Origin of the sequence: Rivularia sp. UHCC 0363 (assembly GCF_034931125.1) — a bacterium.
Lineage (GTDB): Bacteria > Cyanobacteriota > Cyanobacteriia > Cyanobacteriales > Nostocaceae > Rivularia.
Window position 1 is genome coordinate 70,935 of the sequence record NZ_JAYGHM010000019.1, and the last position, 12,723, is coordinate 83,657.

Annotated in this window: 9 protein-coding genes and 1 tRNA gene; 5 read left to right on the forward strand and 5 right to left on the reverse strand. The window is 39.1% G+C overall.

The genetic code is table 11. The features are described from left to right. Positions 1 to 401 precede the first annotated feature (401 nt). Positions 402 to 1,028 (reverse strand): GNAT family N-acetyltransferase, encoded by a 627-nt coding sequence (locus tag VB797_RS13200; protein WP_323238145.1) that lies wholly within the window; start codon positions 1,026 to 1,028, stop codon positions 402 to 404. A gap of 1,079 nt (positions 1,029 to 2,107) precedes the next feature. Between VB797_RS13200 and VB797_RS13205 the strand changes: the two genes are divergently transcribed. From VB797_RS13205 to VB797_RS13215, 3 genes are all read left to right on the forward strand, one after another. Continuing rightward, entirely contained in the window at positions 2,108 to 5,608 is a 3,501-nt protein-coding gene (locus VB797_RS13205) for a response regulator (RefSeq protein WP_323238146.1), read from the forward strand. A 97-nt stretch (positions 5,609 to 5,705) separates the two neighbouring features. Then, positions 5,706 to 6,722, forward strand: a complete 1,017-nt coding sequence (locus VB797_RS13210) for a hypothetical protein (protein WP_323238147.1) — start codon at positions 5,706 to 5,708, stop codon at positions 6,720 to 6,722. Positions 6,723 to 6,766: 44 nt separating this feature from the next. After that, positions 6,767 to 6,837 (forward strand) — tRNA-Gly (locus VB797_RS13215). A gap of 91 nt (positions 6,838 to 6,928) precedes the next feature. On the opposite strand, the gene pstB is transcribed toward VB797_RS13215, so the two are convergent. The 4 genes from pstB to pstS form a co-directional block, all read right to left on the reverse strand. Next, positions 6,929 to 7,735 carry a phosphate ABC transporter ATP-binding protein PstB gene (pstB, locus tag VB797_RS13220; protein WP_323238148.1) on the reverse strand — a complete coding sequence of 269 codons (807 nt, stop codon included), beginning with the start codon at positions 7,733 to 7,735 and terminating at the stop codon, positions 6,929 to 6,931. Positions 7,736 to 7,881: 146 nt separating this feature from the next. Continuing rightward, a complete protein-coding gene (pstA, locus tag VB797_RS13225) occupies positions 7,882 to 8,766 on the reverse strand; it encodes a phosphate ABC transporter permease PstA (RefSeq protein ID WP_323238149.1) in 885 nt (294 codons plus the stop codon). 21 nt (positions 8,767 to 8,787) lie between these two features. After that, positions 8,788 to 9,747 carry a phosphate ABC transporter permease subunit PstC gene (gene pstC / locus VB797_RS13230; RefSeq protein ID WP_323238150.1) on the reverse strand — a complete coding sequence of 320 codons (960 nt, stop codon included), beginning with the start codon at positions 9,745 to 9,747 and terminating at the stop codon, positions 8,788 to 8,790. 115 nt (positions 9,748 to 9,862) lie between these two features. Next, positions 9,863 to 11,002, reverse strand: coding sequence for a phosphate ABC transporter substrate-binding protein PstS (pstS, locus tag VB797_RS13235; RefSeq protein ID WP_323238151.1), 1,140 nt, complete (start codon positions 11,000 to 11,002; stop codon positions 9,863 to 9,865). Positions 11,003 to 11,595: 593 nt separating this feature from the next. Here pstS and VB797_RS13240 point away from each other — a divergent pair. Together VB797_RS13240 and lspA are read left to right on the forward strand one after the other, a co-directional pair. Continuing rightward, positions 11,596 to 12,183, forward strand: a complete 588-nt coding sequence (locus VB797_RS13240) for a biotin transporter BioY (protein ID WP_323238152.1) — start codon at positions 11,596 to 11,598, stop codon at positions 12,181 to 12,183. A 31-nt stretch (positions 12,184 to 12,214) separates the two neighbouring features. After that, complete coding sequence (gene lspA / locus VB797_RS13245; RefSeq protein WP_323238153.1) at positions 12,215 to 12,691, forward strand: signal peptidase II; 477 nt, start codon at positions 12,215 to 12,217, stop codon at positions 12,689 to 12,691. The last annotated feature ends 32 nt before the right edge of the window (positions 12,692 to 12,723 follow it).

Consider the following 12,723-nt stretch of genomic DNA (forward strand, 5'->3'; position numbering starts at 1 on the left):
TGAATAAAATCAACGATTTGCTAAAGTTGTTGTGCTTTTATGCTTTTAAATGGGTTGCTTGTTTGTTTACAGACTGTGTAAATACTATTTATTCTTCTCTATCGCTTAACAAATTGTTGTAGAAATAGCTTTTATTATAAAAAAGAAGGCATCGGTATACAAATTTAGAGATAAAGCCGACCTGAAACAAATATTTTTATTGAAAAAAAATATAATTAAGAAATGTATTGTGTTTATTTACAATAATTATCAAATATTTTTGGCATTAAAGATTATGTTAATCATAACTTTGCCTAATATTAGTTGAATATTAAGTCAAGTTATTGATTTACTTTTCTAGTAAGTTATCTAATTGGCTAGATGTTAAATAAAATATCCAGTCTGAGGATGATTTAGCAGTCTTAAAGGTGTTTGTAGAGTAATATTTGTCGCGAATGTCGAAATAAAAATGTATTCCAATTAGAATCAACTTGGTACATCCGGTATCCTAATTTGAAATAAAGTTGTCGAGCTTGATGATTATTTTCCAAAACATGAAGATACAAATCTTTAAATCCCCATTCGCGAACAACTTTTTCGCAGTTCGTTAATAACCCACGAGCCGCTCCCTGCCTGCGATATTGAGGATGTACGGCTAAATTAGATAAATAAGCAAAACTTTTTCTGGTGCCTGTGTGAGTCCAAGAATCGCCCAAACGCACGCTCAATTCTACAGTCGCAATTAAATTTGAAGTGCGTTCGCGATTATCAACGGCAACTAAACAGGCATGATGAGGTGCGGAGGCAGCCAAACGATGTCTTAAATCTTCATAAATACCCAAACGCATTAACGGGAAAGCCCATCCCCATAAACCATGACGGGAGTGAAAGCTTTCAGCAATAATTTGGGCAACACCATTTAAATCAGCGGGTGAGCAGAGCCTAATGTTAAATTGGGAGGTCATTGGGGTACTAGCTACCGCAACAGGCTTTTCATGGGATGGAAGAGAGAAAGGAGTCAAGGCTAGTTTGCTGTTAAAGTTATTCATCGAAAATACGCATTACTTTTTCGTACAACACCATCCGTTCCGATATGAAAACTAAAAGATGAAAAAATCAGGAATTGGGATTCGGTGTAGAGTGTTTCTGAAAATCAGCAAGTGGGGCAAAGCGGCGGATTTATGGCTGCTTAGCTAAAAATATCTAGCAAAAACAGTTGATTAAATGTAGCAAAACAGGCAATAGCAATACTTCTTTCTCCAACTATATAGGTAACGGAGTGTGCAACTAATTATATTCTGCAATATTGATATTTTTAGCTTAATCAGCTTAATACGGCAGCCCAATTGTTTTACTCCTGACTATTGATAGTAACAAGTTCTCGATCAAATACTGCGCCGATCGCACAAGTTTTAACAACAGAAGACATTCTAGAAACGCGATCGCAAGGAATAAATATTTTAATGTATCTGTAGTACCTTTTAATTGCATAGCGCCAATTTCTACAATTAAACGCCCATATTTATAATTTGCAAATTTATTAATATCGCATCAAAAATCAGTTTTAGCCTATTTAATAGCTAAAACCTTAACTATTATTGATTGACAAATGAAATAGTGATGTAATTGATACAGTATAAATTTATCTTATGCTAATAATTGCAGCTATCTCAAGAGGTTTGCATTAATGCTGAGTTACTTAATATACTTATAAGCTAACCGTTATTGTAGTAAATTAGTGAGCTAATCGATCTCGCCTTCAATAAAATTTACTATCAGATGTTAGTGTTGGTGCTAAAGCGGGAAAACTAAGACGACCGAAGCTGGGTGGATAAATCTAGCCAGCCTTAGATGTAGGTGTAATTTGATAATTATCGCTGGGGGTAAAGAAATGGCTAAAAAATATCGATTTTCTCAAGCTTTAGTGGGGTATGAACCGAATTGGGGTGATTACTCACTACTGCTAATCGCTATGATTGAGGCAAACAAATCCTACGGTCGAGTCTAAGTTACCTTTACAGCAAGCTGCTGATTGCAGTTGAAACACTCTGTGATTAAATCGAATGTTAAAACATTCTTACATAATTAAATTGTTTATCCGACTACCGTTACTGCATGGAAGCGGTGCATGAAATCCCAAGTAAACAGAAAGCCAAAAATATTGGTTGTTGACGACGAACCCGACAACCTCGATTTGCTATATCGTACCTTTTATCGCGAATATAAGGTGCTGCGAGCGACTAGCGGTCCAGCAGCACTAGAGTTGCTGGCAAAAGAAGGAGATATATCGGTAATTATCTCCGACCAGCGAATGCCAATGATGAGTGGTACAGAATTTTTGAGCCTGACAGCAACTCAATACCCGGATATTATCCGAATTATTTTAACTGGCTACACTGATGTCGAAGACTTGGTGGAAGCTATCAACGCTGGTAAGGTTTTCAAATACGTAACTAAGCCGTGGGAAGCAGAAGAACTTAAAGCTGTAGTACGGCAAGCTTTGGATACTCATAATGTTCTCAGAGCGCGTACCCACGAACTAACCCGTACATTACGGCAAGAATCGCTACTCAACTCCGTAACTAACACGATTCGTAGCGCTTTGGATTATCGGCAAATTCTCCAAGCAATTGTAGATAATGTCGGTCATATGCTGGAAGTAGATGTATGTCTTTTACGTCCTTTCCAAAATGGACAGCTAATTGATGAAGGTTTTATTTATCAAACAAATCTTATAGAACCAGATAACAAGATAGAAGATAAAGAACAACTTATTGAATCGGCTTCCTTACCTTCCCCATCCGAATTATTAGCTCATGCAGTCTGGGAAACTCGCGAAGTTCAGGTAATTGATGATGCGACAGAAGATAAGCGTATTCAAAGAGATACCGACGTTGGACGCGATCGCGCTCGGGTTTATCAAGACTATAAAATATGTTCTAGCTTAGTAGTACCACTGATTTGTCAACAAGAATTGATCGCAGTTTTAGCGCTGCATCAGTTTCAAAAATCCCGCGATTGGGAAGAAGATGAAGTGCAGTTAGTGGTTATGGTGGCAAATCAGGCTGCGTTAGCTCTATCCCAAGCTCGTGCTTACGAACAGGTACACGCTCTTGCTCAGCGGGAAGCATTGATTAATACAATTACTAGCGCCATTCGTTCTAGCTTAGACCCTCAAGAAATCTTTGCTGCTATTACTCAACAGCTTGGACAAGCTTTACAGGTGGATGGCTGCATTTTATCTTTATGGACTGCTGAAGATGAGTTTCTCGAATGTGTTGGTTTATACGATATTGCTCAAGATTTCCCGGCTAATAGCTTAAACGGTAACGCCAAATCCAGCATTCATCAATTGCCGCAATCCTCAGCACCAATTAAGGAAAATCAAATATTGCAAGAAATCTTGCAAACTCAAGAGCCGGTAATAATTGCGGATGTGAATAATTGCCCTTTTGACGTGAAAGGTTTTGATTTACCTTTGAAAATGTCAACTCGCTCTTTAATGGTAGTTCCATTGCTAATCGACGGTAATATTATCGGTAGTATTACTTTAAGACAAAGTAAAAAACAACGACCGTGGCTCAAGTCAGAAGTAGAGTTAGCTGCATCTGTGGCAGTTCAAGCAGCTCTAGCAGTTCAGCAGTCCCGGCTTTATCAAAAAACTCGGCAACAAGCCGAACGGTTGCTGGAATTAGACAAACAAAAAACTGAATTTTTTCAGAATATTTCTCACGAATTCCGTACCCCGATCACTTTAATTCAAGGACCTTTGGAGTCAGCGGTAAGCACGGGTCAAGGATTATCTCACGAACAAAGTGTTATTGCTTTGCGTAATTCGAGACGTTTATTGCGACTGGTAAATCAATTACTCGATTTACAACGTTTGGACGCTGGGAGAATGCAGCCAACTTTCCGCAAGTGCGATTTGGTTGAATTTGTTAGTCAAATTGTGGAGTCGTTTCGTCCATACTGCGAGAAAAAAGAATTGCATCTGCTTGCAGAATTAGATGAGTGTCCACCCGTTTATTTGGATATGGAAAAATTCGATAAGGTTGTTTATAACCTGCTGTCGAATGCCATGAAATTTACTCCGCAAAACGGTAATATTACTGTGAGAGTGCTGTCTGCGGGTTCGGGTTGCATTTTACAAGTAGAAGACACGGGGATTGGTATTGCCCAAGAACAAATTCCTTACTTATTTGAACGCTTCCGTCAAGCTGAAGGTTCGGAAAATCGTTCCTATGAAGGTACGGGTTTGGGTTTGGCTTTGGTGAAAGAGTTAGTAGAAGTTCATGGAGGTCAGGTAACAGTTGATTCGGTGTACGGGAGCGGTACAAACTTCACCATATCTCTTCAGTCGGGAAGCGCTCATTTAAATCCGGAGCAGGTAGTAGAAGAGGAAAGTAAAATTAATATTAGCCGTGCTGCTGTAGAGTTAGCCGATTTAGAATTAATCGAGTCAACTGATAGTCATACTGAAAATATCCTACAGGAGTTATTGCCACCGAATCTGGATCGATCAAAAGCTGGAAAAGGACAATTAGTTCTAGTGGTAGATGACAATCCAGATATGCGAGCCTACGTATCAAGTATTCTTAGCGCTAACGGTTATCAAGTCAAAACAGCTAGAAACGGTTCTGAGGGTTTTCACGTAGCCAAAGAATTTTTACCTAACTTGATTGTTACCGATTTGATGATGCCTGTAGTCACCGGATTAGAGATGATCCTCACGATACGTTCGGAGGAAACGCTCAAGGGAATACCAATTATCCTGCTAACTGCAAAAGTTGATGAAGATACCCGCATTGAAGGAACAGAACGTGGTGCTGATGCCTATTTAGCGAAGCCATTCAACGATAGAGAACTTTTAGCGGAAGCACGAAATCTTTTAGCTTTAAAAGAAAACGAACGCAAAGTTGTGGAATTAAATACTTATTTAACAGAATCTGTACTTCAGCGCTTTTTACCTCCGGTTTTGGTGCGAAAAGCCGCTGCTGGTGATTTAATTTTAGATTTAAGACCCGAACCACGTTTAATAACAGTTTTATTTAGCGATATCGTTGGTTTTACTCAATTATCAAATACTTTAAGGTCGCGAAAAGTTGCGGAATTACTCAACGAATACTTAGAGTCTATGACAAAAGCGGTATTTGATAACGGCGGAACCGTAGATAAATTTATGGGAGATGCGATTTTAGCTTTATATGGAGCGCCGGAAGACTTGACACCCAACGAACAGGTGCGCCGCGCCGTCAACACCTCCAGAGCTATGTTACGCGGGCTTTCTCAATTGAACCAACGGTGGCGAGAACAAGGTATATTTGATAGCGACGGACGTAATGAACTTCAGTTTCGCTGCGGGATTCATCAAGGTACTGCGGTTGTGGGAATGTTTGGTAGTTCTGAACGTGCCGATTACACCGCGATCGGTCCTTCTGTAAATATTGCTTCTCGCTTGCAGAACGCTGCCGAGCCTGGTACCATTCTTATTTCTGCTGCGGTGGCAGATTATTTGCAAGAAGAAGAAATTATTAAGGGTAAATCGTTAGAGTTGAAGGGAGTTGATGAAACCGTTCTAACTTTCTCCGTGATTCCAGAGGTAGTTGCAAATTCTTCTGTTAAAAAATAGGGAACAGGGAGTAGGGAACTTCGGGTCTAAAAAATTGTAGTTACTATTATAAAGAACGTTCCCACTTTGCCGATTTTTAGTATAGATATATAGATATATGACGCAATCGGTTACAGAAAAAACTTCAATTGCAGAAAAACCCTGGAGACGACAACCCGATTCACCAACATGGTGGATTGCTTTTTCTTGCGGTTCAGTTATCCTGCATTTACTGGCATTCTGGCTTATAAGTTTATATCAATTTAAGTCATCACAGGGACGAGGAAGTTCGGCTGTTGCGATTGAATTTATCAAAATTTCTCCACAAAAATCATCCCAAGTTCAAGCAAAGCCAAAACCAAAACCAGTTTTACCAAAGCCAGTACCGAAAGCGATCGCTCCTCAGAACTCACAACCTGCTGCTCTTCCAAGTGTTGTGAAACCTCCCATTTCTAGGAGCGATCGCGATGCTATCGCTTTTGATAATAATCGGAAAACTCCAGTCTCGAAATTTAACACAGATTTAAATTCTATTCCAACACCGACACCAACTCCAACACCGACACCAACACCAACACCAACTCCAACTCCGACACCAACACCAACTCCAACTCCGACACCAACTCCAACTCCGACACCAACTCCAACTCCAACTCCAACTCCAACTCCAACTCCAACTCCAGTTACACCACCTGCACAACCCGGTGGTAGGGTTACAACGGAAAAAGGAACTTCATTAACAAGCGAAGGAATACTAACAGCGAATTGGGATATAGATCCTGATACGCAAAATCTTATAAAGGATATACCGGAAAATCTACCTCAGCGAAAAGAAAATATTCCTCAATTTTTAATTCCTGCTTCGGAAGAAATCAATTTACCGCCAGTAGATTTGCAAGTATTTTTGAGTATTGATGAAGAAGGAAAAGTACTTTTTCCTCGAATTACCAAAGTTATTGACAAGAGCATAACGTTACAACAACAAAATAAACTTCAAGAATATGTAAATGAATATTTTGCTGATAAGCAATATCAATTATTTGAACCTGCAACAGATACAGATCCACAAACAGGAAAACTCACCCCTCGTAGAAGCGAGTTATTTATACGCATAAAAATTCAGCGAAGCTCTTGATTTTTCTCCAGAACTGTAATATAGTAATAAGGTTGAAAAACAATGCGGGCGTAGTTTAGTGGTAAAACCTTAGCCTTCCAAGCTAATGATGCGGATTCGATTCCCGCCGCCCGCTTTAGAAATTGTGTAGAAATCAAAAAGAAAAATACTCCCAGATTATCTCTGAGAGTCAACTATTTATAGTAAACATAGTTTTTAGCTAAGATTTAACCAAATTTACCGCTGATATATTCCTTGGTATCTTGCTGTTGAGGATTTTGGAAAATATTTTCAGTGGTGTCATATTCAACTAAATAGCCGGTACGACCTCCTTTTTCTCCAACTCTAACGTTAAAAAAGGCTGTCATGTCCGATACTCGTGATGCTTGCTGCATATTGTGAGTAACAATCACAACGGTAAATTGCTCTTTAAGTTCTTTAATCAAATCTTCGACTTGTAGAGTAGATTTGGGGTCAAGAGCAGAACAAGGCTCATCCATTAAAATAACATCAGGTTGAACTGCGATCGCCCGAGCAATACATAAACGCTGTTGTTGTCCCCCAGATATCGATAAACCACTTTGCTTTAGTTTGTCTTTAACTTCATTCCACAAAGCCGCACCTCTGAGGGAGCGTTCTACTAATTCGTCCATGTTACCCTTAAAACCGTTAATTCTGGCTCCAAAAGCAATATTTTCGTAAATAGATTTGGGGAAAGGGTTGGGTTTTTGAAATACCATCCCAATTCGACGACGTACTTCTACAGGGTCAACTTGAGGTGCATACAAATTTTCGCCGTTGTATAGAACCTGACCTTCTGCGCGAAATATGTCAATTAAATCATTAAGACGGTTAAAGCATCGAAGTAAAGTACTTTTACCGCACCCAGAAGGACCGATGAAAGCTGTTACTTGATTTTTGGGGATATCCATGTAGACATCTTTTAGTGCTAAAAATTTACCGTAGTAAACATTTAGTGCTTCTGTCCGTAATACAGTTTGGGTATCTTGTAGTGTGGAAATATCTGTAGCCATAATTATGCTAATTGTTTCTCCGAAAACTTTAAGGTACTTAAATTTAGTCTTCTCAATGTCTTGTGTAATGCCCCTTTATTATTTGTGGTTAGAAATTATATGCTTTAAATTTAACTCATACACAACCTAACCGTAGGCAATTACTTCTATTTGCTACGAGTTACAAAGCGAGCAATTATACTAGCAATCAAAACTAGTAACACCAAAATTAAAGACGCAGCCCAACCAACAGACTGCTGATTTTGGTCAAAAGAAATTGCAAAGTTATAAACCAAAACAGCGAGAGAAGCAGTTGGTTCGGTCAAACTTCTCACCCAGTAGAAGGAGAACAAAGCAGTAAATAGTAAAGGTGCGGTTTCTCCAGCAGCACGAGCAACAGATAAGGTTATACCAGTAACAATTGAAGGTAAAGCCGCAGGTAAAACTACTTGCAAAACTTTTTGATAGTCAGTTGCTCCTATCCCTACAGCTGCTTGTCGCAAATCGTCAGAAACTAATTGCAAAGCTTCGTCAGTAGTTCTGACAATAATTGGCAACATTAAAATTGACAAAGCCACACCACCAGCGATCGCCGAATATCCTCCAAAAGGCGCAACTAAAATACCGTAAGTTACAACTCCAGCGATAATAGAAGGAACTCCGCTTAAAACATTAGTAGCGAAGCGAATCCAACGGGCTGTTTGTCCCTTACTAAATTCAGTCAAATAAACTGCGGCCGCAACTCCAACGGGTACACTAATCAAAGCTCCAATTCCGACCATAAACGCCGTACCGACGATCGCATTACCAAAACCACCATCTGTATCTAAAGGTGCTGGAGGTAATTGGATAAATAAATTCAAGCTCAAGCTACTGAAACCTTTGATCAGCAAGTAAGAAAGTACTAGCAACAAAGGTAGTAAAGCTAAGATTCCACAAGCAAATATCACACCATTCATTACATTGTTAAATAGTGTCCGAGAAGAACCCGAAGAACCATTTAAACTACCGCGTGCAAATCCGCTTTGTGGCTGGTCTGAAAAGCTAGTCATAATTGAATATACCTTGTCTTTTTACAGTCGCTTGACTCGCAATACTACTAACTCTGCAAGAACATTGACAATTAGAGTCAATACAAACAGTACAAATGCAGCGTACATCAAGGCACTTATTTGTAACCCACCAGCTTCCGCAAACTGATTTGCTAATAAAGAAGCAATAGTATTACTCGGAGCAAATAGGGAAGGACTAATTCTATTGGAGTTACCAATCAACATGGTCACAGCCATTGTTTCTCCCATTGCTCGACCAAGTGCCAGCATTACAGCACTGACAATACCAGAAAATGCCGTTGGGATGATTACTTTTAGAAGCGTTTCCCAACGAGTACATCCCAGTCCATAAGCAGCTTCGCGCAAGCTACGGGGTACTGAAGCTAGTGCATCGCGGGAAATAGCTGTAATAATTGGCAAAGTCATGATTGCCAGGATAATTCCCGCAGGTAACAATCCTGGACCCCCAATTGCTCCTGATTCGGGACGGCTAAAAAGTGGTATCCAGCCGAAGTACTGATTGAGCCATGTACCAACAGTTCCCAAAAAAGGAATTAATACGAAAATTCCCCATAAACCATAGACCACACTGGGAATCGCGGCAAGCAGTTCTACTAGAAAAACCAGCACTGTTCGTAATGACAGAGGCAGAATATTTTCGCTTAACAATACAGCGGTACCGATACCAATTGGAACAGCTATTAATAAACCAATAAAAGAACTAGCTAAAGTTCCGTAAATTTGCGGTAATACACCGTATAAGTCTCTGGGTGGGTTCCAATCAGTTGTGAATAAAAAACCAGCACCAAATTTACTTAATGCGGGAATTCCTTGAACGCCAACCTGAAATCCGATCCACAATAAAACTGCGGCAATACCAAACGCAAAAAATCGCGTTACCCAAATAAAGCTACGGTCAAACGTTCTATCTGCTTCAGAGCGATTTTTACCTTCTTGTCCACTCTGGGCTGATGTATTCATAAAAAAACTTTACCCATGTAATAGAGAAAATGTGGGAGCGAACCACATTTTTGGTTAACTAAAACTAATCAAATGCCGATCGCAAGCTGTTGAAATATTAATTTTCAGCGGCTTGTTACTTTACAGCAATTTTGTAATCTGGAGTGATTTCGTCAGCAGCAGCAGCAACTTTCTCTACTACATTTTGAGGTAAAGGAACGTAGCCAAGCTCTGTACTAACTTTCTGACCTTCAGTTAAACCATACTCAATCATCGCTTCCATAGCTTTAGCTTGGGCAGGATTGTCATACTTTTTGTAAGCTAAAATCCAGGTATAGGTAACGATGGGATAAGATTCATCTCCTTCTGGGTCGGTGACGAAAGCACGGAGATTTGCAGGTAGTTCAACAGCTGCCAAAGATTTAGATGCAGATTCATCGTTAGGTACGATATATTTACCCGATTTATTTTCCAAAGTTGCCATCGTCAAACCTTGGTTTTTAGCGTAACCGTACTCTACATAACCGATAGAACCAGGAGTTTGCTTGATTTGAGCAGTAACGCCTTCGTTACCTTTAGCACCAAGTCCACTAGGCCATGATACAGTCTTACCTTCACCAGGACCGCTCTTCCAAGCAGGGCTAACCTCGCTCAAGTGTTGTGTTAGTACAGCAGTAGTACCGCTACCATCGGAACGGTGTACGACTGTGATGTTTTGATCGGGAAGGTTAACTCCAGGGTTAGCCGCAACAATTTTAGGGTCGTTCCACTTACTAATCTTACCTAGTAAGATATTGGTATAATCTTCGCGTGACAACTTCAGATTTTCAACTCCAGGTAAGTTGTAAGCGAATACAACGCTACCAGCAGTCATAGGTAGCATCAATACGCCTTTGCTTACTTTCGCGATTTCATCATCCTTCATTGCTACGTCGCTGGCACCAAAATCAACTGTACCGGCGATAAATTGTTTAACACCAGCACCACTACCAACTGACTGATAGTTAACTCGTAAATTAGGGTATTTAGCGTTGAGGTCTTTGAACCAACGTTGGTAAAGCAATACTGGGAAAGATGCACCCGCACCATTCAAGGTTGTATCTCCACCCAAATCTAGTTTGGTGCTAGCAGCTACATCAGTAGCACCACCAGGAGTACTTTCACCAGTAGTATTATTTCCTTCACCACCACAAGCTGCCAAGGTAACAGTAAGTGCTAATACTGAGAATAAAGAAGCAATTCGAGACTTATTCGCTACAATTTTAGTAGAAAACATGGATAAACAAGTTGAGTAATTTTGCAGGTATCGTTTATAATATACCGCTGTTGAGTAAAGAGAAGGTTAACAAAGTTCGATACTAATGTTTCTTTATACTTATTCTGACAAAAATTTATATTCATTATCAAAATAAAAATCCTAAATTTATTTAGTGGTTCAAAGGAAATAAATAATACATTAGATCGTTTGTATTAATAGGCTCAGCAAAACTTTATTTTATGATGATATTAAATGCCTATAAGAAGAATGTGCATATAAGCATAGATTTTTTGGTTCTTCAGTGCATAGTATGCTAAATATCTAACTAAAAAGCCTTCCATCCTTACTATATAAAGACAATTGGATTTTTAACTCGATATAAAGCAATAGATATTGCTTCTTGTTACTATTCCCTATTCCCTATTCCCTATTATGAATTTAACAACCGAAGCGAGATTTTGGACATTAAGTAGTTAGAGGCATTAAACTAAGATGCGACATCAGTAAAAAAGTCAAATTCTATAAAAATTTATCAGAATATAAGTATATTTTTTTACTAGTCAGCAAAGAAAAAAAGGTTATTTTCCGCTTTCTGTATGAGTATCTTATAAATGCTAGCTGCATCCAACCAATTGTTATGGTCAATGATTGGCTTACTACTAACTATGGGTGGTACCTTCCTAGAAGCCTATATTACCACCCTACCTTGGAGTTGGGGTAGCCACGGAGTTCATGCTTTTTCTTTAGGTGTCACCTATCAAATTGGTGGGGTGTTGTTAGTTGGTTGTTTGGGAGGAAATAATGCTGGAGCGCTTTCCCAAATTGCCTATTTAGTCATGGGCTTAACTTTGCTACCCGTATTTGCTGACGGTGGAGGTATCGGCTATGTCAAGCTTTCCCAGTTCGGCTATTTATTAGGCTTTATTCCTGGGGCTTGGATTTGCGGTTTTTTTGCTTTTAAAGCTAGACCCAAATTAGAAACTCTGGCATTTAGTTGCATTTGTGGCTTGTTAACAGTTCATCTGTGCGGTATTAGTTATTTGGTTATCACTTATGCTTTAGGTTGGCAAGGTTTGGAAAATATATCCTTATTGCAAGCAATTTTCAAATATTCATTGTCTGCATTACCGGGACAATTCTCTGTAGTTTGTGCCGTTACCGTAGTAGCATACGTACTCAGACATTTAATGTTTTATTAATCGGTGACTAATAATCAATTACTAATACCTCATGCGTTTAAAAAATCGCTTCTTTTGGATAGCTGCTAATACAGGTTTTGTCTTGGATCAACTGACGAAATACTGGGTTGTGCAAACTTTTAATTTGGGAGAAACACAACCGCTAATAAAAGGAATATTTCATTTTACTTACGTCCAAAATACTGGGGCTGCTTTTAGTCTTTTCTCAGGGAAAGTAGAGTGGTTGCGCTGGCTATCTTTATTAGTGAGTGTAGCGCTGATAGCATTAGCTTTATTTAGTCCCGTTTTACCTCGTTGGGAACAATGGGGATATGGTTTAATTTTGAGTGGAGCTATAGGAAACGGTATTGATCGGTTTGTCTTAGGTTACGTTATAGATTTTATTGATTTTAAACTGATTAATTTTCCTGTATTTAATTTAGCAGATGTATTTATTAATATTGGTATTGCCTGCTTGATAATTGCCTCTTTTCAAAAACCACCTTCAAATCATCGTTCTTCACGGTAGGAAAAAGGAAGTGGAGATTTCATAGGTAATTA

Coding starts and splice junctions, on each gene's coding strand:
- VB797_RS13200 (WP_323238145.1), bottom strand. CDS start 1,028: ATGAATAACTTTAACAGCAAACTAGCCTTGACTCCTTTCTCTCTTCCA.
- VB797_RS13205 (WP_323238146.1), top strand. CDS start 2,108: ATGAAATCCCAAGTAAACAGAAAGCCAAAAATATTGGTTGTTGACGAC.
- VB797_RS13210 (WP_323238147.1), top strand. CDS start 5,706: ATGACGCAATCGGTTACAGAAAAAACTTCAATTGCAGAAAAACCCTGG.
- pstB (WP_323238148.1), bottom strand. CDS start 7,735: ATGGCTACAGATATTTCCACACTACAAGATACCCAAACTGTATTACGG.
- pstA (WP_323238149.1), bottom strand. CDS start 8,766: ATGACTAGCTTTTCAGACCAGCCACAAAGCGGATTTGCACGCGGTAGT.
- pstC (WP_323238150.1), bottom strand. CDS start 9,747: ATGAATACATCAGCCCAGAGTGGACAAGAAGGTAAAAATCGCTCTGAA.
- pstS (WP_323238151.1), bottom strand. CDS start 11,002: ATGTTTTCTACTAAAATTGTAGCGAATAAGTCTCGAATTGCTTCTTTA.
- VB797_RS13240 (WP_323238152.1), top strand. CDS start 11,596: ATGCTAGCTGCATCCAACCAATTGTTATGGTCAATGATTGGCTTACTA.
- lspA (WP_323238153.1), top strand. CDS start 12,215: ATGCGTTTAAAAAATCGCTTCTTTTGGATAGCTGCTAATACAGGTTTT.